This is a genomic window from Novosphingobium sp. Gsoil 351 (assembly GCF_009707465.1).
Lineage (GTDB): Bacteria > Pseudomonadota > Alphaproteobacteria > Sphingomonadales > Sphingomonadaceae > Novosphingobium.
Window position 1 is genome coordinate 3503425 of the sequence record NZ_CP046120.1, and the last position, 23736, is coordinate 3527160.

Sequence of the window (23736 nt, forward strand, 5' to 3'; positions counted from 1 at the left end):
CTAGCGGCGAAATCAATCGCGCGCAGCGGCAAGCAGGTTGCGGGGCGAATATCCACTATCAGATTGTCAGGACGGATGGCGCGACGACCGGAAACGCCGATCTCCGGCGGGTTGGGTCACTCGTTCGCTGGTCTATGTGGCGGGGCAGCGCGCGTACTTGAACGGACCCGGCGCGGCGTCCTCGCCGTATTCGCGGCGGATCAGCGTCTTGCCGCCGTCCTGGACGTCGAGCACTTCGTCCCGGCTCCAGGTCATGCCTTCGCCCGAAAACGTGAACGCAGCGCGCAGACGAGTGTCCGAGCGCTCGGCGATGTTGGCGAGCGCGCCGCGCGATTCGTAGAACTTGAGCGTCGTGGCGTCGATCGTCAGCAGGCCCTTGGCGTCGCCCTTGGTCGAGGTGCAATCGGCGGGAACGAGACCCCAGCGGCCCTGCGCGGCGGCGGGAATCGTGGCATCGGCGACGGTGGATTCCTCCGGTGATGGCGCGGCGGTGGCGGTAGGCTCCGCGATGACCGGTGACCCCGCGGTCTCAGCCGGTGCCGCCTCGCTCGCGTCCGGCTCGGGCGCAGGTGCGGGTTGCGAGCAGGCGCTAAGCGCCAGCAGCGTGACGGACGACAGCAGGAGTAGGGTTCGGGTCAAGGCAGGTCTCGCTAGGAAAGTGTCGCGGGGAACCGCTACAACGCCCGGACCGCCCGACCCGATCCCGAAAATCAGGCGACTTTGGCCATGATCCCGCCGAACAGCTCCTCGTCGCTGGGCAGCGTCTTGGGAATGGCGAGCGGCTTGGAGACCCAGGTCTCGTTGATCAGGTCGCGCCAGGTGATGTTGTTGTTGGTGCCGTTGCCACCCCAACTGCCACAGCCGAGCGAGAAGGTCTGGCGCATTCCGTTCCACAGGTTGCCGCTGTTCGAGGCCGACTGCGGCTGGTTGACCATGACCCGGCTGGTCCGGGTGGCGTTGGCCAGCTTCATGATGTTGGCGTCGCTGGTCGAATAGATGCCGCAGCTATGCCCCTGGCCCTGGTAGGCCTGGATGGTGTTGGTCAGTTCGATCGCGTGGTCGAGATCGCGGGCATGGTACAGCGCCATCGTCACGGTCATCTTCTCGCCCGAAAACGGATGCTCGGGACCGGCGCCGGTCTCGGGAACGATGAAGAACTGGGTGCCTTCGGGGATCGTGAACCCGGCGTAGTCGGCGATGAACTGCGGGGTCTGCGCGACGACCTTGGCGTTGATGTGCCCATCGACCCAGATCGCCTTTTCCAGCTTCGCCTTCTGGATGTCGTCGAGCACCAGCCCGCCCTTGGCCTTGAGCCTGGCGAGCATCGGTTCGTAGATCGCATCGACCAGGATCACCGCGTTGTCGCTACTGCACGAGGCAGCGAGGTCGAGCGTTTTCGACATACGGATCTTTTCGGCCGCATCGTCGAGGTCGGCGGTCTCGTCGACGGTGATCACCGCGTTGCCGACACCCACGCCCAGCGCCGGGGTGCCGCTCGAATAGGCGGCATCGACCATCGCCGCGCCGCCGGTGGCGAGCACGCGATCGCACTGGCGCATCAGCTCGTTGGTCTTCTCGACCGAGGGCGTGTCGATCGACAGCACCAGATCGGCGGGCGCGCCCATCTTGACGATCGCCTCGCGCATCAGGTCGCAGATCAGCTTGTTGGTCAGCTTGGCGCGCGGGTGTGGGGCGACGATGATCGAGTTGCGGCCCTTGACCGCCGAGATCGCCTTGATCACCGGGGTCGCCTCGGGATTGGTCGAGGGCGAAAGCGCGCCGATCACGCCGACCGGCTTGGCGATCTTGACGATGTTGCGGACGGGGTCTTCCTCGATGATCCCGACCGACTTGTCGTCGATGATGTCGAACAGCGTGGCGCGGGTTTTCCGAAAGATCTTGAGGTACTTGCCGTCGTAGTTGCCAAGCTGGGTCTCGTCGACCGTGTGCTGGGCGATCATCTCGGCGGTGCCGGGCTTGCACACCGACCACACCATCGCGCGGATCAGGTCATCGACCTGCTCCTGGGTGTAATCCGAAATCTGCTCCTGCGCGGCGCGGCTGCGGGCGACGAGCGCGGCGATCTCGATGGCTTCGGGCGAACGGTCGAGCTTGTAGGCGGTGGCCACGGCGACATACTCCTGCAACGATCTGGATGCGTGAGCGCCGGATTTGGGGAGGTTTCTCCCGACTGCAACGCGCACGGCTGACGCCATCGCCTTGTCACAGGCGGGCGTCCCGATCAACCTTCCGGCGGCCGGGACGCCCCTGCGAATTTTGTTAGATACGCTCGATGATGATCGCGGGAGCCATGCCGCCCGCCGCGCACATCGTGATCAGGCCATAGCGTCCGCCGGTGCGCTCGAGCTCGTCGAGCGCGGTGCCGATCAGGATCGATCCGGTCGCCCCGATCGGATGGCCCAGCGCCATCGCCCCGCCGTTGGGGTTCACTTTCGAGCGATCGAGATCGAGGTCGCGGATGAACTTTTCGGCGACCACCGCGAAGGCCTCGTTGATCTCCCACACGTCGATGTCGTCCTTGCTCAGGCCGGCCTTGGCCAGCACCTTCTTGGCCGCGGGGACGGGGGCGTTGAGCATCAGCGTGGGGTCGTCGCCCTGGTTGGCATAGGCGACCACGCGGGCGCGGGGCTTGAGGCCGTGCTTGTCCGCATAATCCTTAGAGGTGATCAGGATCGCCGCTGCGCCATCGACCACGCCTGAACTGTTGCCGGCATGATGGAAGTGCTGGATCTCCAGATCGGGATAGCGGCGGTTGATCTGCTTGCGGAAGGTCGTCCCGCCGATATCGAAATCGGCGACGCCAGCGAAACTGGGCTTCAGCGCGGCGAGACCTTCGGCGGTGGTCTCGGGGCGCGGGAATTCCTCGCGGTCGAGTGCTATGGTGCCGTCGGGGTTCTTCACCGGCACCACCGACTTGGCGAACCGGCCTTCCTTGATCGCCACGTCGGCGCGCTGTTGGCTGACCAGCGCCAGGTCGTCGAGCGCCTTGCGGTCGATCCCTTCCATCGTTGCGATGGCGTCACCGCAAACGCCCTGGTGGCTCTGCGGGTGGAGTTCGTCGAGCGCCTCGTGGCCCGAACCCATCAGGCGCGGCGGCAGCCCGGCATTGGCCTGCTCTGCGGCATAGGCCGAAGTATAGCTCATCATCTCGGTGCCGCCGGCGATCACGCAGTCTTCCATGCCCGACATCACCGTCGCCGCGGCGAGGTTCACCGAGGTTATTCCGCCGCCGCAGAATCGGTCGAGTGTAGTGCCGCTCGCGGAGATGTCATAGCCTGCCGACAGAGCCGCCATCCGGCCAAGGTCGCCGCCCTGCTTGCCGTTCTGCGAGCTGGTCGACCAGATAATGTCGTCGACGGTCTTGGTGTCGAGATGGTTGCGCTCCTTGATCGCGCTCAGCACGGTCGCGGCGAGGTGCTGCGGATGCAGATGGCTGAGCGCGCCCTTGCCGGGCTTGCCCACCCCGCGCGGGGTGCGGACGGCGTCGATGATATAGGCTTCGGGCATTGGGGGTCTCCTCAGGCGGGAATCATGTTGAACGGCACGCCCTTGTCCGGGCGGTGATCTTGCGGAAGACCGAGGATCTTCTCGGCGATGGTGTTGAGCAGCACTTCGTCGGATCCGCCCGCAATCCGGCCCGTGGGGGCGTTGAGCCAGCTGGTCGACCAGTCCTCCTTGACGAAGGCGTGCGGATCGAACGCCAGGCCGGTGGTGCCCTGAAGGTCTATCGCGAGCTCGGACAGCTTTTGCCGGCTGCGCACGGCGACGAGCTTCTGCAAGCTGCCTTCCGGCCCCGGCTGCATGCCCGCCTCCATCATCTTCATCGCCCGCGAGGTGATCGCCTCGAGCCCGCTGCGCATCGCATAGTTGCGCGCGATCGCGGAGCGGATCCGGCCGTCTTCCAGCGCCGGCTTCTCGTTGATCTCGACCTCGCGCGCCAGGTCGATGAACAAGTCTAGGTGCGGGCCGAACCCAGCGCTGTCAGTCGCAATGTAGCGCTCGATCATCAGCGTGTGCAGAGCCACCCCGAACCCGCCCCCGACCGGACCCATCCGCTGCTCGTCGGTCATCTTGACGTCGTCGAAGAACACCTCGTTGACGTGGCTGTCGCCGCCCGCGAGCTTGATCGGGCGGACCTCGACGCCAGGCGCCTTCATGTCGACCCAGAAGTAGGTCAGCCCCTTGTGCTTGGCCACGGTGGGATCGTTGCGCGCGACAATCACGCCATAATCGCAATATTGCGCCCAACTGGTCCAGACCTTCTGGCCGTTGAGCTTCCAACCGTTCCCGTCCTGCTCCGCCTTCGTCCGCAGCGCCGCAAGGTCCGATCCGCCCGAGGGCTCGGAGAACAGTTGGCACCAGATCTCCCTCGCCGCGCAGCGCCCTGGTCACGCGCTGCTTCACCCATTCTTGGTCCTGCCCGTAGTGGATCAGGATCGGCACGGGCATGCCCAAAGAGATGCCGAAATAGGCGACGGGGAAGCCGTATGCCATTTCCTCGGCGTCGAACGCCACCTTGTGCAGGTTGCTCAGCCCCTGGCCCCCAACCTCGGGCGACCAGTTTATGCCGGCGAAGCCTGCGTCATGGCGTGCCGCCATGTAGCGGCGGCCCAAAGCGAGATCGTCCTCGACCGATAGCCCGCGGCGAGCTTCCTTGCCGAATGTCGCGGCCTGGTCGGCGAGCCAGGCGCGGGCGCGAGTGCGGAATTCGTCGAGGTCGCTCATGCAGCCACTCCGCTCAGTTGTTCGGCCAGCAGGTCTTCCCAGAACAACATGTTGCCCTGCTCGATCGCCAGGCTGCGGGCGCGGCGCATGTGGAGGTGGAGGCCGGTCTCCCAGGTTACCCCGATCCCTCCGTGGATCTGGATGCAATCGCGCGCCGCGGTGTCGTAAGCCTCGGTAGCCGAGAGTCGCGCTGCCGCAGCGGCCTTGAGGAAATCGGCCTCTCCCTCGCGGCTGGCGGCGTGGATGCAGTTGGCGCGGGCGATTTCGACCAGGCCGTACATCTCGGCGACGCGGTGCTTGATCGACTGGAAGGCCCCGATCGGTTGTCCGAACGCCTTGCGGGTGAGCGCATAGTCGCGCGCGATGGTCAGCAGCGCCGCTGCCCCGCCGACCTGTTCGTGTGCGGTCACCACCGCCATCCGGGCGAGCACCTCGCGAGCGAGAGCGCCGGCTCTTGCTCCCTTCACGATTACCTGCCCCGGCGTCGCCGCGAAGGTCAGGTCGGCATAGCCGCGGCTATTGTCGAAGCCGTCGATGATCTGCCGGGAGACATCGGCCAAGTCGCACAGGACCAGCGCCGGCTCGCCCTCGGCGAGCGCCCAGACCACCGCGATCCGGGCATGTGCGGCACCGGCCACGCCGGGCTTTTCGCCGGCCAGCCCGTTCGCGGTCAGCCGCGTCACCGGGCGCGCGGGCAAGGGGGCCTGACCTTCGGCGAAAGCCACTGCCGCGATCACCTCTCCGCTCGCCAGCTGGGGCAGCCATTCGGCCTTGAGCGCGGCGTTGTCGCCGGCCAGCAATGCGCAGGCGGCGCCGTCGTTGGCGGTCAGGAACGGAGCGCCCGCGATCGACCCGCCGATCGCCTGGGCGACGATCCCCAGTTCGATCAGCGAAAGCCCCAACCCGCCGAAGTCCTCTGGAATGGCCAGCCCGGTCCAGCCCTGCTCGATCGCGGTGCGCCAGAAGCCTTCGTCGTACGCACCGGTCTGCTCGATCAGCGCCAGCGACCGAGCCTTGTCGCTGCGCGCCTCGATTACCCGCCGCGATTCGGTGGCGATGGCTTCCTGGCCTTCATCGTAGAGGATCGACATCGCGGGCTTTCGTGAGCGGGGAGGGTACCCGGCCCCTTATTTAATCGCCCGATTAAAAGTCAAGCAAAGCCTTGGCGGTCCAGTCCTTGAGGGGTACGGGACCACCGCGTTCGTCAGCAAGTTCGACGGCAGCGCGATCGCGCGATCTTTGCGCCCTCGACATGTGTCGCAATCGACGCGATGTTCTTGTAAGCCGGTGACAATAAAGCGCCGACAAGCGACGTAGGCGCCGCCGAGGCGGGAACGCGCGCTGCGGTATTAGAGGAACATACGAGTGATATCGCATTCCGAAGTGGAAGTGCCGCGCGGGCGGCTGGCCGAATGGCTGGCCGCGCCGCTGCGCAGGAACCGCGCGATCTACATCAAGGTCGCGATCGCGGCGGTGATGATCAATTTCTTCGCGCTCGTCACTGCGCTGTTCACGATGACGGTTTACGACCGGGTGGTCCCCAACAACGCCACCGAATCGCTGATCGGCCTGACCATCGGCCTGATCGCGGTGATGATCTTCGATTTCATCTTGAAAGCCCTGCGCGCCTACTTCGTCGACGTGGCGGGGGCGCGGATCGATCGTGACATCGGCAAGTCGATCTTCCAGCAGATCCTCGGCATGCGGCTTGATCTGGGCCGTAGCTCGACCGGCGGGCTGGCGGGGCTGGTCCGCGAGATCGAGACGCTGCGCGACTTCTTTGCCTCGGCCACGTTGACCGCGCTGGTCGACGTGCCGTTCATCCTGATCACCCTGGCGGTCATCGCACTGATCGGCGGTAGCGTGGTGTGGATACCGATGCTGATGATCCCGGTGGTGGTGCTGACCGCGCTCGCCACCAACCCGCTGATGAAACGGCTTTCGGCACAGACCTTGGGCGAGGCACTGGGCAAGCAAGCGGTGCTGGTCGAGACAATCGGCAGCCTCGAGACGGTCAAGTCGGCCAACGCCGGCGACCTGCTGAGCGGGCGCTGGGACAGTGCGGTGACCGCGCACGCCGGGGCTTCGCTGCGCCAGCGGCTGGTCTCTACCGTGTCGATCAACATCGCGGGCAGCGCCCAGATGCTTGCCTACACCGGCGTGGTGGTGTTCGGTGTGTTCGCGATCGCCGAGCGGAATCTGACGATGGGCGGGCTGATCGCCTGCTCGATCCTAGCGGGCCGCGCGGTCGCCCCGCTGGGCACGATCGCCCAGCTGCTGACCCGGATCAACGCCGCGCGCACCGCCTATGCGCAGATCGACCGGATGATGCAGCAACCGCCCGAAGGCCCGGCCGGCGCCGGGCTGACGCTGCACAACCTGGAAGGCGGGATCGAATTTCGCGACGTCGACTTCCGCTACCCAGGCGCTCCCGAACTGGCGCTGACCGGGGTCAACCTGACCATCGCGCCGGGCGAGCACATCGCCCTGATCGGCCCGATCGGGTCGGGCAAGTCGACCCTCGCGCGGCTGCTGATCGGACTCTATCCGCCCACGAGCGGGCTGGTGCTGATCGACGGCACCGACTTGCGCCAGCTCGCTCCCAAGGCTCTGCGCGCGAAAGTCGGCGCGCTGTTCCAGGATAACGTGCTGCTGACCGGCACGATCCGCGAGAACATCATGCTCGGCCGCGACGATTTCGACGACGACGAGATGTTGCGCGCGGCCAAGACCAGCCTCGCCCACGAATTCGTCAGCCGCATGCCCAACGGCTACGACGTCAGGCTCGCCGATCGGGGCGAAGGGCTGTCGGGCGGGCAGAAGCAGTCGATCGCAATGGCCCGCGCGCTGGTCGGCAAACCGCCGGTGATCGTGCTCGACGAGCCGACCTCGTCGGTCGATACTGATACCGAATTGCGGCTGATGGCCAACCTGCGGGCGGAATTCGAGGGGCGCACGTTGATCCTGATCACGCATCGCCCGTCGTTGCTTGCGCTGGTCGATCGGGTGGTGGTGATGGCGCAAGGGAGGATCGCGATGGACGGCACCACCGAATCGATCAATCGCCAGGTCACCGCGAAAGCCGCCAGATCCTCCGTGCGCTCCGGCACCGGCCTGGTGACCTCCAAAGTGGCCGCGAGGTAAGTCATGTCGCAACTGATGCGCTTCATCCGAGGCGAGGACGACGACCTCGACGAGCAGGAACTGTCCGCCAAGAAATCGGCCAACTTGCTGCTGTGGCTGATCCTGGCGTTCTTCGTCGTGTTCATCGCCTGGGCCGCACTCACCCAGCTCGACCGGACCGTGCGCGGGGTCGGGCGGGTCGTGCCCAGCTCCAAGCTGCAGGTGGTCTCAAACCTCGAAGGCGGGGTGGTCGAACAGATCCTAGTCAAGCCGGGACAGACCGTGCGCAAGGGAGATATCCTGGTGCGGCTCTCGCCGATGCTCACCGGCGCGGCCTTGGGCAGCTCGTCGGCGGAAGTCGATGCGCTCCAGGCCAAGATCGCGCGGTTGAACGCCGAGGTGCGCGGGGTGACGCCTAGCTACGGCGCGGGGGCGGCCGATCAGGTCGCGGTCGAACGCTCGCTCCACTCGGCGCGTTCGGCAGAGCTTCAGGGTATCCTGGCGGCGGGAGCGGCGCGGGCCGCCCAGGCCGAGCGCCAGGTGGCCGAGGCGCAGTCGCTGCTTGAATCGCGCCGCTCGAGCCTATCCGCCGCGGACCGCGAGCTGGCGATGATCCGGCCGATGGCGGACAAGCTGATCATCTCCAAGGTCGATCTGATCAAGGCCGAAAACGCCGCCACGGTGGCGCGCAACGAAGTTGACGCGGCCAACGCGGCGCTGGCGCGCGCCCGGTCGGCGATTGCCGAGGCGCGCGCGCAGACCGCGCAGCAGCGCAGCGACTGGATGAGCCGCGCCGGAATGGAGCTGAGCCAGGCGCAGGGCGAGCTGGTGACCAAGCAGCAGCAGCTTCCCGCGCTCAGCGACCGGGTCGATCGGACCACGATCCGCGCGCCGATGTCGGGCAAGGTCAACCGCGTGCTGGTCACCACCGTGGGGGGCTCCGTCGGCCCCGGAACGCCGATCGCCGAGATCGTGCCGAGCGAGCAAACGCTCTACGTTGAGGCGCTGATCCGCCCCTCGGACATCGCCAATGTCCGTCTGGGCCAGCGCGCGCGGGTGGAGGTCACCGCCTACAACTCGGCAATCTTCGGCATGCTCGACGGCACCGTCACCGCGATCTCCCCCGACGCCACGCTCAACGAAAAGTCGGGCGAGAGCTTCTATACGGTCGAAGTCCAGACCGCGAGCACGCTCAGGGACCAAGATGGCAGAAGCCTGCCGATCGGCCCCGGCATGGTCGCCAACGTCAGCCTACTGGGCGAAAAGCGCTCGATCCTAAACTACCTGTTCACCCCGATCACGCGGCTGGGGGAGACCGCGTTTCGGGAATAGGTGGAGGCGATTGGGGTCGGCGGCTCGGACGTTCGCCTTTGGCTAGGCAATCTCGCCGAGTGTCGGATCGAACAGCGCCAAGGCATTGCTGCCGACCCGCTACATTCGCGCAGTCTTTCCCCACGCTGCTTTGGGGCAAAAACAAGCCAATACCTGTGGATCGCGCGCGTACTGCACCAACAAAACGCAGCGACTCGGAGGATTTTAGGCCGCCCGACGGATCTCCAGTTCCATCCGGTCCCAAATCTCGACCAGCGCGGCGGTCAAATCGCGCATCATCGATTCGGTGTGTGCCGGCCCCGGAGTAAAGCGCAATCTCTCTGTCCCGCGTGGCACTGTCGGGTAGTTGATCGGCTGGACGTAAACACCGTACTCGGCGAGCAGGATGTCGCTGATTTTCTTGGCGCGCACGGGATCGCCGACCATCAGCGGAACGATGTGGGTGGTGCTGGGCATCACCGGAAGCCCGGCCTCGGCGAACTGGGCCTTGAGGAACGCGGCGGCGGCCTGTTGGCCGTCGCGCTCGGCGCTCGAGGCTTTGAGATGGCGCACCGCGGCGAGGACGCCGGCAGCGAGCACCGGGCTCAACGAGGTTGTGAAGATGAAGCCAGGGGCATAGCTGCGGATGCAGTCGACGATCTTGGCATCGGCGGCGATATAACCGCCCATCACCCCGAACGCCTTGCCCAGCGTGCCTTCGATGATCGTGATCCGCCTGGCGGCGTCGTCGCGCTCCGAAATCCCGCCGCCGCGCGCGCCGTACATACCCACGGCGTGGACCTCGTCGATGTAGGTCAGCGCGTTGTACTTGTCGGCGAGGTCGCAGATCGCGTGGATCGGGGCGACGTCGCCATCCATCGAATAGACGCTTTCGAACGCAATCAGCCGTGGCAGCGCGGGATCGGTCTCCGCCAGCAGTTCCTCGAGGTGGGCGAGGTCGTTGTGGCGCCACACCTTCTTTTCGCATCCCGAATTGCGGATACCCGCGATCATGCTGGCGTGGTTGAGTTCGTCGGAGAAGATCACGCAACCGGGCAGGAGTTTGCCCAGCGTGGACAGCGTGGCATCGTTGGAAACGTAGCCGCTGGTGAACAGCAGCGCGCGTTCCTTGCCGTGGAGATCGGCAAGCTCTTCCTCGAGCTGGATGTGGTAATGCGTGTTTCCGCCGATGTTGCGGGTGCCGCCCGATCCGGCGCCGACGTCGTGCAGCGCCTCTTCCATCGCCGCCACGACCTTGGGGTGCTGGCCCATCGCCAGGTAATCGTTGCTGCACCACACGGTGATCGGCTTGGGCCCGTTGTGCCCGGCGAAGCAGCGCGCGTTGGGGAAGGCGCCCTTGTTGCGCAGGATGTCGATGAAGACGCGGTAGCGCCCCTCGTCGTGCAGGCGCTCGATCGCCTGGTCGAAAACCTGATCGTAATTCAAGGCGTGGCTCCCGTGGCCGTCTTTCCCCCGATCGTTGCCGGGCTCATGGCCCGGGGCGCCCGTCGATCGGTGCGGCCTTTTAGCGAGACGTCGGACGCTTGGCCAGTCAGACTTTGGGGCGATGGGCGTGCCCCGGGGAAGGCGAAAGTCAGGCGGTTGCGCTGGGCGTCCCGGATCAGCGTCGCCCATTCGTGCCCTGGAATGATCGTCATGTCAGGGGCGGCGCGATGCAGGCCGCGAATCGCTTTCAGCCAGCCGAACACGGCCGCGCGGTCCTCGTGCACGATGAGGTCGCCGATCAGCCGCGAGCGCGCGCGCAGTTGCTCCCAGCTTCGCGCCATCGTCGCGGTATCTCCGGCAAACAGAACCTCGCGGCCGTCGACCAGGCGAGTGTAGACCATCTGCGATCCGGGGGTGTGCCCGGGGGTCCGGATGAGAACGACCCCGGGGGCGATCGCGGTCATTTCCTTGTAGCGCAAGGGACGGATCGCTGCCGCGGCGCCCTTCGGCCAAGGCAGCAGCCTGGCCACGGGACCAGTGGGCATCTGTTCGGGGGTGATCAGCGCGCGCGGCAGGACTTCGGCCCAGTCGCGCAGGCGCAGCAGGCCGCCTTCATGATCGACATGCTCATGGGTGAAGACGATGACGCGGGCCCGCCGCATCGCCGCATCGACCCGTGCCTGGTTGGCCGGCGCGTAGCCCTCCACCCCCATCTTTGCGGCATCCTGCGGCCCGAACCCGCTATCGACCACGACATCGCCCCACGGTCCCGAGATCAGGCCGGCCTGGATCGACACCAGGTCGCGCTCGAGCCCGCCGCCAGCGACGAACAGCGCCGCCGGCACCCGCCTCTGCCCGACCTGCTCGAGCGCGACCCGGTCGGGACGGGGGCCGGGGATCGCGCTCGCCAACCGCCGCAGATCGGCGATGCGGATCGTCGGGCCCGGGTCGCTCCCGGGGCGGTTGTCGATCAGGAGCCAGTAGTAAGTCGCGCCGAGCAGCGCGACGAGTCCCACCAACAGGCGATAGCCCCGCCTCACAGCGTCGCGCTCCGCATCAGCCGGCGCGCGGTGAGGGCCGGGCCGAGCGTGGCGATCTCGCTGCCATCGCGGGTGAACAGCGCGAAGTCCTCGTGGCCGCGGGCGAAGGCTTGGCCCTGGGTGAGGAAGACGATCCGCCGGGCGATGCCGTCGGCCCCGTCGACGAAGCGCACGCCGGGGCCGAACGCCGCGATTAGTTCGGGCAGGAGCAGCGGAAAGTGGGTGCAAGCCAGGACGACGGTATCGATCTGCGCGCCGCCAGGCTGGTTGCGCAGCCCTTGGGCGGCGCGGGCGAACACCGCCGGATCGACCGCCTCGCCGCGCAGCCGCGCCTCGGCCGCCGCGACGAGTTCGGGTGCGGCATGGCGCAGCAGCGCTTTGCCGTGCGCGAACTCCGCTTCGAGCCGGTCGACGTAGCCCTGGCGGATCGTCGCCTCGGTGCCGAGCAGCCCGATCACTCCCGTCCGGGTCAGCGCCGCGGCGGGCTTGATCGCGGGAACGGTGCCGACGATCGGCACCTCGAGCACCTCGCGGACCATCCCCAGCGCGATCGTGCTGGCGGTGTTGCAGGCGATGCACACCAGGCGCGGGCGAAAACGCTCGGTCATCCGACCGAGCAAGCCGGCGACACGCGCCGCGATCTGTGCCTCGGTCTTGGTGCCATAGGGCAGTCCGGCGTTGTCCGCGGCGTAGATCACCGGCGCATCGGGCAGCAGCGCGCGCATGGCGTCGAGCACGGTGAGGCCGCCGACGCCCGAATCGAATATCAGGATCGGCGCTTCGGGATTGATTGCAGCGGTCAAGACCTACCCCCGTTTGTCCTGGGCTTGTCGGGCCGAACGCGACCGCAGGTCAACCACCGCGCTGCTTGTTCCGCATCGGAGCTAAAAGGAAACACGGCCCTTCGACAAGCTCGGGACGAATGGTTAGGGGTAGGGGATGGATTTGCTAGCCGTTATCGCCATCGCTTATCTGCTTGGCTCGATCCCGTTCGGACTGCTGCTGACCCGGCTGGGCGGGACCCAGGATCTGCGCACCGTCGGCTCGGGCAACATCGGCGCGACCAACGTGCTGCGCACCGGGCGCAAAGGCCTGGCGGTGGCGACGCTGGTTCTCGATCTGCTCAAGGGCGCGGCCGCGGTGGTGATCGCCTGGCGCCTGTTTCCGCCCGGAGCGCCATGGGCCGCGCTCGCCGCCGTGGTCGGCCACTGTTTTCCGGTCTGGCTCGGCTTTCGTGGCGGCAAGGGCGTGGCGACGCTCGCGGGCGTATGTCTTGCGCTCGCCTGGCCGATCTGGCTGGCCTACGCGGTCGTCTGGTTCGGGGTCTTCGGGCTTAGCAGGATTTCCTCGCTCGCTGGCATGTCCGCCGCGCTCGCCGCGCCGATCGCGGCGGCGGTGCTCGGTCATGGCGAATTCGTACCCGCGCTGGCGCTCGTCGCCGCGCTGATCCTGTGGCTTCACCGCGGCAACATCGCGCGGCTGCGCGCGGGGACCGAGGCGAAAGTGGGCGAGCATGGCTGAAGCGGCGACGCTGGGGCAGGACGAAGCGTTTGCCCGCATCCGCCTGCTCCGCTCGCCCAACATCGGCCCGGTCAGCTATCGCCAGTTGCTCCGCCGCTTCGGCGACGCGGAGCGGGCGCTTGCGGCCGTGCCCGACCTCGCCTCACGCGGCGGCGCGCCCTATCGGCCGGCAGCGGAAGCCCGGATCGAGGCCGAGGTGAAGGCAGTGCGCGGCGCTGGCGCGCGCTATCTGTTCCACGATTCGGGCGAGTATCCCACCCTCCTGGGCGAACTCGACAGCGCCCCGCCGGGGCTGATCGTGCGCGGCGACGGGGCGATTGCACGGCGGCCTTGCGCTGCCATCGTCGGCGCGCGCAAGGCGGTCAAGCTGGCGCGCGATTTCGCGACGGCGCTGTCCGAGGCGGGGTTCGCGGTCGTCTCCGGACTCGCGCGGGGGATCGATGGCGCGGCGCATCGCGGGGCGTTGAACGGGGCAGGCCGAACCATCGGCGTGATCGCCAGCGGGATCGACATCGCCTACCCGCCAGAACATGCCGACCTGCAGGAACAGGTCGCCAGGCAGGGCCTGTTGATCGCCGAGCAACCGCCCGGCACCGAACCGCTCGCGCGCCACTTTCCTTCGCGCAATCGGATCATTGCCGGACTCGCCGCGGGGACCGTGGTGGTCGAGGCCGCGCCACGCTCGGGCTCGCTGATCACCGCGCGGCTGGCGGGCGAGGCCGGGCGCGAGGTCATGGCCATTCCCGGCTCACCGCTGGAGCCGCGCAGCCAAGGCTGCAACCAGCTGATCCGCGACGGCGCGGTGCTGGTCCAGTCGGCCGATGACGTCATAGAACTGATCGAAGGGTTTGCCGGCACCCCCGCTCGACCTTTCGCGACAATGCCGCGGACTATGGCGTGCTTGACGCTACCGACGGGACGCTTGGCGACACTTCGGCCGATATCGACGGTCTGCTGACCCGCGCCCCGGTCGCGGTGGACGAAATCATCTGCCAAAGCGGCGAAGTCCCGGCGGCGGTCCACCTCGCGCTGCTCGAACTCGAACTGGCCGGACGGCTGGTGCGCCACACGGGCGCGCGGGTCAGCCTGGCGGCGTAGATGGCTGGCGCGGGGTTCGCACGCCGAGTCTATCGCGGGGCCGCGATCTATGGCGCAATCGTCCTTACGCCCCTCTACCTGATCCCCCCGCCCGCGGGCGCGCGGGTCGAGATCAATCTTGGTTTCCTGGGCCTTGCGCTGGTGTTCCAGGGCGTGTTCTGGATCATCGGCGGCGACCCGCTCCGCTATCGGGCGCTGATGCCGCTGGCGATCTTGGAAAAGCTGGTGTTCGCGATTCCCGCGCTTACGCTGTTCGCGTTGGGGCGTCTCGAAGGGGTGGTGGCGGGGTTCGCCGCGATCGACGTGCTGCTGGCGGCGCTGTTCGCGGTCGCCTGGCGCAAGTTGCCCGCGGCCTAGTCGTCAAGCCGCCGCAGCCGCTTCGCCATCTCTTCCCACAGCGCTGGACTCGACGCGCCGATCAATCCCGACCGGGCGTGGTCGTCCACACGATAGGCGCTGCCGTCGGGCCGCGCCGCCTTGCCCCCGGCCTCGTTGACGAACAGCACCCCGGCGGCATGGTCCCACGGCAACGTCCGCTCGAATATCGCCACGTCGTTCTGCGCCAGCACCAGCCGCGGGTACTGCTCGGCAGCGCAGCGCGGAATATCGACCAGGGTATAGTGCGGGGCGATCTCGCGCTGGACCGCGCCGCGGCGTTCGGGGCTCATGTAGACCAGCGAATTGGCCGCGACCGGCGGGGTTGCGCCGGTAGTGCGCGCGGCCACGCGTTCGCCATCGACGAATGCGCCACCCCTGCGCGTTGCATGACAGAAGCGACCGCTCAGGCAATCGTAGAGCCACCCCGCGATGGTTTCACCGCTCTCGGTTAGCGCGATCAGGATGCCGAACGGCGGCTTGCCTTCGGCGAAGTTGTTGGTCCCGTCGAGCGGGTCGACAATCCAGCACAAGGCGTCGCCCAGCCGCGCGAAAACCCCAGGATCGGCGTGCGCCGCCTCCTCTCCGACGATCGCGGCTTCGGGCAGAAGCCGGGCGAGACCCTCGCCCAGGATCGCCTCGGCCTCGCCATCGGCGATGGTGACCAAATCGGTCAGCTCGCCCTTGCCGGACTTCGTCACGATCTCGTGCGCGGCGAGCGTGCGATAGCGCGGCAGGATCGCGCGCTCGGTCGCCTCGCGCATCACGGCGTGAACGGCTCCCGTCAGGGCAGGGCTCAACTCCGATAGTCCGCGTTGATCGAGATGTAGCCGTGAGTGAGGTCGCAGGTCCACACCGTGGAGCGGCCTTCGCCGAGGCCGAGATCGACTTCGATCGTGATCTCCGAGCCCGCGAGATGCGCGGCGACCGGCGCCTCGTCATAGTCGGCCAGCGGCTGGCCGTCGCGCGCGGCCCATACGCCGCCGAAGCCGATCGACAACCTGTCGCGGTCGGCGGGCTCGCCGGCTTTGCCCACCGCCATCACCACCCGGCCCCAGTTAGCGTCGCCCCCCGCGATGGCGGTCTTGACCAATGGCGAGTTGGCGATGGCGAGGCCGACGCGGCGGGCGCTGTCGTCGCTTGTCGCCCCGCTCACCGCGATCGCGATGAACTTGCGCGCGCCTTCGCCGTCGCGGACCACGAGGTGGGCGAGCTGGCGGCAAACATCGTGCAGGGCGGCGGCGAAGGCGTCGGCACCGGGGCTGTCGAACGAAACGAGCGGCGCGTTGCTAGCCTGGCCGGTCGCAAAGGCGAGCACGGTGTCGCTGGTCGAGGTGTCGCTATCGACCGTGATGCAGTTGAAAGTGTCGCGGTTGGCGGCGGACAACAGTTCCTGGAGGAAAGCTGGCGCGACCGCCGCGTCGGTGAAGATATAGCCGAGCATCGTCGCCATGTCGGGCGCGATCATGCCGCTGCCCTTGACGATCGCCGAGAGATGGACGGTCGCGTCCCCGATCGCCGCGCTGGCGGTCGCGCCCTTGGGAAAGGTGTCGGTGGTGCCGATGGTCCGCGCGGCATCCTCCCAGGTGCATTGCGGGGTCGCGAGATCGAGCGCCTTCGCAACCCCTGCTCGCGCCTTTTCCTTCGGCAGCGGCACTCCGATCACCCCAGTGGACGAGACGAAAACCTCGCTCGGGGCACAACCGAGGTGCGTGGCGACCTGCGCCATGATCGCCTCTACCGCTTCGCGTCCGCGATAGCCGGTGAAGGCGTTGGCGTTCCCAGCATTGACGACCAGTGCCCGCGCCGCGCCCGCCTTGACCTGTTCGCGTCCCAGTTCCACCTCGCTCGAACAACAGACGTTCCGGGTGAACACCCCCGCGACCGCGGTGCCTGGGCACAGTTCGATGTAGGTGAGGTCGCAGCGGCCCCAGTCCTTGTACCCGGCGCGCGCCACGCGTGGCGTCACTCCCGTGATTTTGGGCATCGCCGGGAAGGGCTGGGCGAGGGGGGAAACTGCGTCGGACATGGCCGCGGCGCATAGGGCTCCGCCGTCCGGGCTTCAACCACAAGGCGCGCAAAACTCCCGCGCGGCCGAATTCGAGCTTGATGATGATGCCCGGGCGCGAAAGTGACGGCAGATCATGCGATTGACCATGGACGGTTGAGGGCCGAGCGCCTATCTTCAGCGCCGTGGACCGAACCGTGCGCCTTATCCTGACGATGCTCGCACTCCTCGCGGGCTTTGGCGCGGCGCCCGTCCAGGCCCGGATCGCCGCGCCCGACACCGCCGGGGTCGAGCGGGTAGAGGGTGCAAGCGGTATCGCCGCTGTGGCCTATGCCGCCGCCGAAGTGCGGGCGCGCACCGGAACCGAACGGTCGGACCGCGCACCGCCGAAACCAAAGCCGCCGGTCACCACGATCGTCCTGATCCCTTCGATCCAGTTCGGCGACCGCGCGCGCGAATAGCGCGGCGCGTCCATTACCATCGTCGTTGCGACCCGCCGCCGGCCACCTGCCGGCGCACCTTCGCATTCTTCCCAGACACAATCAGAAAGTCCGCCCATGCTCGGCGCCCTCGCCAAATCGCTCTTCGGCTCGTCCAACGACCGCTACGTCAAGTCACTGGACAAGCTGGTCCGCCAGATCGCCGCCTACGAACCCGCGCTCGAAGCCTTTTCCGAAGAGGAACTGCGCGGTCAGACCGCAAAGTTCCGTGAACAACTGGCCGCCGGAACGAAGCTCGACGACATCCTGCCCGAAGCCTTCGCAACCGTCCGCGAAGCGTCGCGGCGTGTGCTGGGAATGCGGCACTTCGATGTCCAGATGATCGGCGGGATCGTGCTCCATCGCGGTGAGATCGCCGAGATGCGCACGGGCGAGGGCAAGACCCTGGTCGCGACGCTGGCGGTCTACCTCAACGCGCTGGAAGGCAAGGGCGTCCACGTCGTCACCGTCAACGATTACCTCGCCCGCCGCGACGCCGGCTGGATGGGGCAAATCTACACCTATCTCGGCCTGACTGTGGGCGTGATCGTGCCCAATCTCAACGAAGAAGAGCGCCGCGCCGCCTACGATGCGGACATCACTTATGCGACAAACAACGAGCTCGGCTTCGATTACCTGCGTGACAATATGAAACACGAGCGGAGCCAGATGGTCCACCGGCCGTTCAACTACGCGATCGTTGACGAAGTCGATTCGATCCCTGATCGACGAGGCGCGCACCCCGTTGATCATCAGCGGCCCGACCGACGACAAGAGCGACCTCTATCTTCAGGTCGATGCGGTGGTGAAGCGCCTGCCCAAGGAGCTCTACGAGGCCGACGAGAAGACCAAGAACATCAGCCTGACCGAAGACGGAGTCGAGTGGGCCGAACGCCAGCTCGAAGAAGCCGGGCTGCTAGAAGGCAGCAACCTCTACGACGTCGAGAACACCCAGGTGGTCCATCACCTCGATCAGAGCTTGCGCGCCAACGTAATGTTCAAGCGCGACATCGACTATATCGTCAAGGACGAGAAGATCGTCATCATCGACGAGTTCACCGGGCGGATGATGGACGGGCGGCGCTGGTCGAACGGACTGCACCAGGCGGTCGAGGCCAAGGAGGGCGTCAAGATCGAGCCTGAGAACCAGACGATGGCCTCGATCACTTTCCAGAACTACTTCCGGATGTACCCCAAGCTTTCGGGCATGACCGGCACCGCCGCGACCGAAGCGGCCGAATTCTTCGATATCTACAAGATGAACGTCGTCACGATCCCGACCAACGTGCCCATCCGCCGGGTCGACGAGGAGGACGAGTTCTACAAGAACACGCAGGACAAGTTCCAGGCGATCGCCAAGGCCATTGCGGAAAAGAACGCGATCGGCCAGCCGGTGCTGGTCGGCACGGTCTCGATCGAGAAGTCCGAATTGCTCAGCGAATTCCTCACCGCCGAGGGGGTCAAGCACAGCGTCCTTAACGCCCGCTTCCACGAGATGGAGGCGCGGATCGTCGCGCAGGCCGGACGGCTGGGAGCGGTCACCATCGCCACCAATATGGCCGGACGCGGGACCGACATCCAGCTTGGCGGCAACTTTGAATTCAGGCTCGAGGACGAGCTCGGCGAGATGCCGGAGGGTCCCGAGCGCGAGGCAGCGGTCGAGCGGCTGCGCGAGGAGATCGCGCTCGAAAAGGCGCAGGTGCTCGAAGCCGGGGGTCTGTTCGTGCTGGGGACCGAACGCCACGAATCGCGCCGGATCGACAACCAGTTGCGCGGTCGCTCAGGGCGTCAGGGCGACCCCGGCCTATCGCGGTTCTATCTGTGCCTGGAGGACGACCTGCTGCGCATCTTCGGGCCGGACACGCTGTTCGCCAAGATGATGAACTCCAACCTCGCCGATGGCGAGGCGATCGGCTCGCGCTGGCTGTCGAAGGCGATCGAGACCGCGCAGAAGAAGGTCGAGGCGCGCAACTACGACGTGCGCAAGCAGGTCGTCGAATACGACGACGTGATGAACGATCAGCGCAAGGTGATCTACGAGCAGCGCGCCGACATCATGGACGCCGACGCGGTCGACGACGTCGTTCTCGACATGCGCCAGGACACGGTCAACGCACTGGTGGGCGAGGCCTGCCCGCCCGGGTCGTATCCCGAGCAATGGGATATCGAGGGCCTCAAGGCGCGCGTCGCTGACGTCGTGGGTTTGGACCTTCCGCTCGAGCAGTGGATGGAGGAGGACGGGCTCGAGCCGCAGATCATCGACGAACGGATCGCCAGGGCGGCCGACGCCAAGATGGCGGCAAAGATCGCGGAGCTCGACGAACGGTCGTGGAAGAACCTGGAAAAGGCGATCCTGCTCGAACGGCTGGATCACCACTGGAAGGAGCATCTCGCGACGCTCGACGCGCTGCGCCAAGTGGTGTTCCTGCGCGCCTATGCGCAAAAGCAACCGATCAGCGAATACAAGCAGGAAGCGTTCGGGTTGTTCGAAAAGATGCTCGAGGCGATTCGCGAGGACGTGACCCGCATTCTCACCACCAGCGAGTTTCGCCTGGCCCGGCCGGAAGACTTCGAGCTTCCCGAACTGCCGGATTTCCTAACCGGGCACATCGATCCGTTCACCGGCGAGGACGATTCGCGCGTGCCGCAGGTTCCGGGCGCCGCGGCGATGCTGGGGGCGCTCGCTGGGGGTTCGGCGAGCACCGCCGAGGTGGGCGACGATCCTTACGCGGACAGCGGAATAAGCCGGAATGCACCGTGCCCATGCGGCTCGGGGCAGAAGTACAAGCATTGCCACGGCGCGCTCGCCTGATCGTGCCCGACCCCGCCGTTTCGTGAGGCACAGCGGCTAATCGGCGACGGAAAGGCACTTTTTTGAGACCGCACTGTCATTTGAAGGCTTGAACAGCCGCCCAAGGTTCGCCTAGACCCTGACGAAACGGGGTCGCATCGCTGGATATTACCGAGGGTCCGGCCAAAAGGTCCGGGCGATCGGGAAACGAGGGGGCGATGCAGGGTCATATCGATTCGTCGAATGCTGTGAGCGTGCTGCTGCGCACGCTACGCAAGCTTCCGCGGGGCACGGCGATGGCGATCGCCGGGTGTCTGGGCATGGCGCTGTGCGCGCTCGCCGCCGCGTTCCTGATCGCGCCCAGTCCCTTGAACGCCGAGCAGGGATCGGGCGGCGACGTGCGCCGCACCCACATGGGCGTCGCCAGCTGCGCCGGATCGACCTGCCACGGCCGCTCGATCGGCGACGGCACTCCGGTCAGCCAGAACGAGATCCTGCGCTGGCAGGAGGAATCCTCACCCTCCGGCGCACACAGCCGGGCCTATCGGGTGATCCGCGAAGCCCGCGGCCAGGCGATCATCCGCCGCATGGGTCTCAGCGAAGAGGGCGTGCGCACCGAATGCCTCGGCTGCCACAGCGCGCCCGCGGCCAAGCGCATCAACGAAGGCGTCGATTGCGAAACCTGCCACGGCGCCGCCGGGGGTGGATTTCGACCCACTACACCGTCGGCGCGAGCCATGCGCGCAACGTCAGCCAGGGCATGACCGACCTGACCAATCCCAAGGCGCGCGCCGGCGTGTGCCTCGACTGCCACCTGTCGGGCGACGGCCAGGGCCAGTTCGTCAAGCACTCGATCATGGCCGCGGGCCACCCGCGGGTGTCGTTCGAGATGGATCTGTTCTCGACACTCCAGCAGCACTGGACCGAGGACGCCGACTATGCCCAGCGCAAGGGCAAGACCAACGCGATGCGCAACTGGGCGGTCGGCCAGGCCGAGGCGGTCAAGCGCAGCCTGACGTTGTTCAGCCAGCCGGGCCTGGCGATGGAAGGGGTGTTTCCCGAGTTTTACTTCTACGACTGCCATAGCTGTCACCGCCGAATCTACGACAACTCGGACGGGGCGATCACCGCGCAGGCCAATCCCGGCCGGCCGATCCAGGCCGGGATGCCGCCCTACAACGACGAGAACATGATCATGCTGCTCGCCGCGGCGCGGGTCGCGGCGCCCGATCTGGCGGGCCAGTTCGATGCGCGGAGCAAGGCGTTCCACGCCGCGATGGGCCAGGGCCGGAGCCAGGCGGTGCAGACCGCAGGGGCGCTGCGTCAGACCGCCGATGCGCTGTCCGACCGGTTTGCCGGAACCTCGTTCAGCCGTGAACAAACGTTTGCGGTGATGAACACCATCGCCAGCGATGCCATCGCCGCGCGCTTCACCGATTACGAAGGCGCCGTGCAGTCGGTGATGGCGATCGACACGCTGCTCAACGGCTTGGTCAATCAGGGCGCAGTTTCGGAAGGCGCGGCGAAGGGCCTGCGCAGCCGGATCAACCAGGCCTATGCCGCGGTGCGCGAGCCCAACGGGTTCCAGCCGGCGGCTTTCCGCCGCGCATTGGGGGGCGCCGTCGCCAGTATCCGGAGCCTTCGCTGAGATGAATTTCAGGGCCGCGTTTTCCAATACGACCGCGGTGGCAGCCGCGCTTTCGCTCGTCCTGGCGGGCTGTGGCGGCGGGGGAGGCAGTGGCAACGGCGTTGGCGGCCCGGCCCCATCGCCGACCCCGACCTCGACGACTCCGTCGCGGCTGTTCAGCGATCCAGCCCCGGAATCGCTGAGCGTGGCGGACGTCCAGAAGGTAATCGCCCAGGCGGTGGGCGAGGCGCAGGCGCGCAACCTCCCGTCGGTGATCGCGGTGGTCGACCGGGTCGGCAACGTCCTCGGCGTGTTCCGGATGAACGGCGCGCGCGCGACGACCAAGACCAGCCAGTTCATCTCGTTCAATAGCACGATCAACAATCCGCCGGTCGAAGCCCAGGGCCTCGACGTGCCCGCGACCGCGGCGGCGATCGCCAAGGCGGTGACCGGCGCGTACCTGTCGAGCGGTGGCAATGCGTTCTCGACTCGCACCGCCAGCCAGATCGTCCAGCAGCACTTCCCGCCCGCGCCGACCACGCCCGGGCTGGAGTCCGGACCATTGTTCGGGGTCCAGTTCAGTTCGCTGCCGTGTTCGGATTTCAACACCCGCTTCAACAGCGCGGGCGGGGCGGCGGCGCTGGTCGGGCCCAAGCGCACCCCACTGGGCCTTGCCGCCGATGCGGGCGGGTTTCCGCTGTACAAAAACGGAGTGATCGTCGGCGGGATCGGCGTGGTCGGCGACGGCGACTACGGCTTCGATCCAACGATCCTCGACACCGACACCGATGCCGAGGAATTCATCGCACTGGCGGGCATCCAGGGCTTCGCCCCCGCCGACCTGATCCTGGCGGACAAGATCAGCGTCGACGGCACCCTGCTGCGCTTTTCGGACGCGCGGATCGGCGGCCTGGCCACGCTTCAGACCAACTTCGCCGCGGTCAACGGCACCGCGGGCGCGCTGGTTCCGGTTACCGGGTACAACGCGGGTGCGATCGTCGCCGGGTCGGTCTATGGCACCGAGGCGTCGGGCGTGCGCCAGTCGACGGCAGCCGAATACACCAACCGCGACATCTACGTGTTCACCGATGGCGCCGGCGCCAACCGCTATCCGCCTCGCGCCGCGACCGACGCGGCGACCGTCGCCACTACCCCGCTCAGCGCGGCGGACGTCCGCGCAGTGCTCGAAGAAGCGTTCAACGTGATGGCGCGCGGCCGTGCGCAGATCCGCCAGCCGCTCGACAGCCGTATCCAGGTCAACATCAGCGTCGTCGACACCAACGGCGCGATCCTGGGCATGATCCGCTCGCCCGACGCGCCGATCTTCGGCGCCGACGTCTCGCTGCAAAAGGCCCGAACGGTCAATTTCTTCTCCAGCAAGTTCGCGGCGAGCGATCTGACCGCCGCGGGGCTGGGCAGCTTCGTCACCCGCGTGCGCACGTTCCTGGGCGACGCGACTGCGCTGACCGGAGCCATCGCCTTCTCCGACCGCGCCGAAGGGCTGCTCGAACGCCCGTACTACCCCGACGGCCAGGTCGGCACCCCGCCGGGGCCGCTCGCGCAGCCGATCGAGGATTTCAATCCATTTGCCACGGGTCTCCAGACCCAGCTCATCGCCGGAAACCTGTTGCAGCACGCGGGTTTCATTCTTGGCGCCAATGCAGATACCCCGGTTGGCTGCACCGCTGCCCCGGCAACGGCCGGATCGCCCAACCGGCTCGCCAACGGCATCCAGATCTTTCCCGGCGCATCGCCGCTCTACCGCAACGGCGTGCTCGTAGGCGGGGTCGGCATTTCGGGTGACGGCATCGATCAGGACGACATGATCAGCTTCCTGGGCGGGGCCAACAACGGCGGCGCGCGCGCGGGCAACGGGCTTGGCAACGCGCCGAAGAACATTCGCGCCGACACCGTGATTCCGCCGGGCACCAACACGCGGCTGCGCTACGTCAACTGCCCGTTCGCGCCGTTCCTCGACACCACCCAGCAAAACGTCTGCGAGGGCCTATGATCGACACGGTCGCCTCGATCCTCGCGCCGCTGCTCGGCCTGGCCGGCAGCACGGGAGCCGACGCGGCCGTTTCGCTGCCGGTCGTCCCGCCGTCGGCGGGCAATCCGGCCGTGGCGACGGGCACCGGGCTGCTCGCCCCGACCGTGCTGCCCTCGATCCA

At 67.1% G+C, this 23736-nt stretch carries 18 protein-coding genes and 3 pseudogenes; 10 read left to right on the plus strand and 11 right to left on the minus strand.

Annotation, left to right across the window (positions count from 1 at the left end):
* Nucleotides 1-132: 132 nt before the first annotated feature.
* From GKE62_RS16840 to GKE62_RS16860, 6 genes and pseudogenes are all read right to left on the minus strand, one after another.
* Complete coding sequence (locus GKE62_RS16840; RefSeq protein WP_154693242.1) at nucleotides 133-639, minus strand: hypothetical protein; 507 nt, start codon at nucleotides 637-639, stop codon at nucleotides 133-135.
* Nucleotides 640-710: 71 nt separating this feature from the next.
* Complete coding sequence (locus GKE62_RS16845) at nucleotides 711-2129, minus strand: aldehyde dehydrogenase family protein (RefSeq protein ID WP_230206780.1); 1419 nt, start codon at nucleotides 2127-2129, stop codon at nucleotides 711-713.
* Between the two features lie 151 nt (nucleotides 2130-2280).
* Nucleotides 2281-3528, minus strand: coding sequence for an acetyl-CoA C-acetyltransferase (locus tag GKE62_RS16850; RefSeq protein WP_154693244.1), 1248 nt, complete (start codon nucleotides 3526-3528; stop codon nucleotides 2281-2283).
* A gap of 11 nt (nucleotides 3529-3539) precedes the next feature.
* Nucleotides 3540-4385 (minus strand): acyl-CoA dehydrogenase family protein, encoded by an 846-nt coding sequence (locus GKE62_RS16855; protein WP_370516112.1) that lies wholly within the window; start codon nucleotides 4383-4385, stop codon nucleotides 3540-3542.
* Nucleotides 4386-4491: 106 nt separating this feature from the next.
* Nucleotides 4492-4746 (minus strand): annotated as a pseudogene (locus tag GKE62_RS19240) (acyl-CoA dehydrogenase family protein); the annotation flags it as partial.
* Nucleotides 4743-5837 carry an acyl-CoA dehydrogenase family protein gene (locus GKE62_RS16860; protein ID WP_154693245.1) on the minus strand — a complete coding sequence of 365 codons (1095 nt, stop codon included), beginning with the start codon at nucleotides 5835-5837 and terminating at the stop codon, nucleotides 4743-4745. The pseudogene GKE62_RS19240 and the gene GKE62_RS16860, both read right to left, overlap by 4 nt.
* A 274-nt stretch (nucleotides 5838-6111) precedes the next feature.
* On the opposite strand from GKE62_RS16860, the gene GKE62_RS16865 reads away from it, so the two are divergent.
* Together GKE62_RS16865 and GKE62_RS16870 are read left to right on the plus strand one after the other, a co-directional pair.
* Entirely contained in the window at nucleotides 6112-7890 is a 1779-nt protein-coding gene (locus GKE62_RS16865; protein WP_230206781.1) for a type I secretion system permease/ATPase, read from the plus strand.
* Nucleotides 7891-7893: 3 nt separating this feature from the next.
* Entirely contained in the window at nucleotides 7894-9201 is a 1308-nt protein-coding gene (locus tag GKE62_RS16870; RefSeq protein WP_230206782.1) for an HlyD family type I secretion periplasmic adaptor subunit, read from the plus strand.
* Between the two features lie 204 nt (nucleotides 9202-9405).
* Here GKE62_RS16870 and hemA read toward each other — a convergent pair whose 3' ends face one another.
* Genes hemA through murI form a run of 3 tightly spaced genes read right to left on the minus strand, consistent with a single transcriptional unit; the run spans nucleotide 9406 to nucleotide 12469 of the window.
* Complete coding sequence (gene hemA, locus GKE62_RS16875) at nucleotides 9406-10626, minus strand: 5-aminolevulinate synthase (protein WP_154693246.1); 1221 nt, start codon at nucleotides 10624-10626, stop codon at nucleotides 9406-9408.
* Nucleotides 10623-11666, minus strand: a complete 1044-nt coding sequence (locus GKE62_RS16880; protein ID WP_154693247.1) for an MBL fold metallo-hydrolase — start codon at nucleotides 11664-11666, stop codon at nucleotides 10623-10625. Before GKE62_RS16880 ends, hemA begins: the two co-directional genes overlap by 4 nt.
* Nucleotides 11663-12469 carry a glutamate racemase gene (murI, locus tag GKE62_RS16885; RefSeq protein WP_230206783.1) on the minus strand — a complete coding sequence of 269 codons (807 nt, stop codon included), beginning with the start codon at nucleotides 12467-12469 and terminating at the stop codon, nucleotides 11663-11665. The genes GKE62_RS16880 and murI overlap by 4 nt, the downstream gene beginning before the upstream one ends.
* Nucleotides 12470-12605: 136 nt before the next feature.
* On the opposite strand from murI, the gene plsY reads away from it, so the two are divergent.
* From plsY to GKE62_RS16900, 3 genes and pseudogenes are all read left to right on the plus strand, one after another.
* On the plus strand, nucleotides 12606-13187 hold the full coding sequence (gene plsY / locus GKE62_RS16890) for a glycerol-3-phosphate 1-O-acyltransferase PlsY (RefSeq protein WP_154693248.1): 582 nt from the start codon (nucleotides 12606-12608) through the stop codon (nucleotides 13185-13187).
* Nucleotides 13180-14285: pseudogene (gene dprA, locus GKE62_RS16895) on the plus strand (DNA-processing protein DprA). Before plsY ends, dprA begins: the two are co-directional and overlap by 8 nt.
* Nucleotides 14286-14642, plus strand: coding sequence for a hypothetical protein (locus GKE62_RS16900; RefSeq protein WP_154693249.1), 357 nt, complete (start codon nucleotides 14286-14288; stop codon nucleotides 14640-14642).
* Here GKE62_RS16900 and GKE62_RS16905 read toward each other — a convergent pair.
* Together GKE62_RS16905 and argJ are read right to left on the minus strand one after the other, a co-directional pair.
* Entirely contained in the window at nucleotides 14639-15460 is an 822-nt protein-coding gene (locus GKE62_RS16905; RefSeq protein ID WP_370516016.1) for an inositol monophosphatase, read from the minus strand. The two genes, GKE62_RS16900 and GKE62_RS16905, sit on opposite strands and share 4 nt — an antisense overlap.
* Nucleotides 15457-16689 (minus strand): bifunctional glutamate N-acetyltransferase/amino-acid acetyltransferase ArgJ, encoded by a 1233-nt coding sequence (argJ, locus tag GKE62_RS16910; protein ID WP_154693250.1) that lies wholly within the window; start codon nucleotides 16687-16689, stop codon nucleotides 15457-15459. Before argJ ends, GKE62_RS16905 begins: the two co-directional genes overlap by 4 nt.
* 194 nt (nucleotides 16690-16883) lie before the next feature.
* On the opposite strand from argJ, the gene GKE62_RS16915 reads away from it, so the two are divergent.
* From GKE62_RS16915 to GKE62_RS16930, 5 genes and pseudogenes are all read left to right on the plus strand, one after another.
* Nucleotides 16884-17129 (plus strand): hypothetical protein, encoded by a 246-nt coding sequence (locus GKE62_RS16915; protein ID WP_195908494.1) that lies wholly within the window; start codon nucleotides 16884-16886, stop codon nucleotides 17127-17129.
* 96 nt (nucleotides 17130-17225) lie between these two features.
* Nucleotides 17226-19959, plus strand: a pseudogene (secA, locus tag GKE62_RS16920) (preprotein translocase subunit SecA).
* Between the two features lie 197 nt (nucleotides 19960-20156).
* Nucleotides 20157-20702, plus strand: coding sequence for a hypothetical protein (locus GKE62_RS19885; protein WP_370516017.1), 546 nt, complete (start codon nucleotides 20157-20159; stop codon nucleotides 20700-20702).
* Nucleotides 20699-21586 (plus strand): hypothetical protein, encoded by an 888-nt coding sequence (locus tag GKE62_RS16925; RefSeq protein WP_370516018.1) that lies wholly within the window; start codon nucleotides 20699-20701, stop codon nucleotides 21584-21586. Before GKE62_RS19885 ends, GKE62_RS16925 begins: the two co-directional genes overlap by 4 nt.
* A gap of 1 nt (nucleotide 21587) precedes the next feature.
* Nucleotides 21588-23576 carry a heme-binding protein gene (locus tag GKE62_RS16930; RefSeq protein WP_154693252.1) on the plus strand — a complete coding sequence of 663 codons (1989 nt, stop codon included), beginning with the start codon at nucleotides 21588-21590 and terminating at the stop codon, nucleotides 23574-23576.
* The last annotated feature ends 160 nt before the right edge of the window (nucleotides 23577-23736 follow it).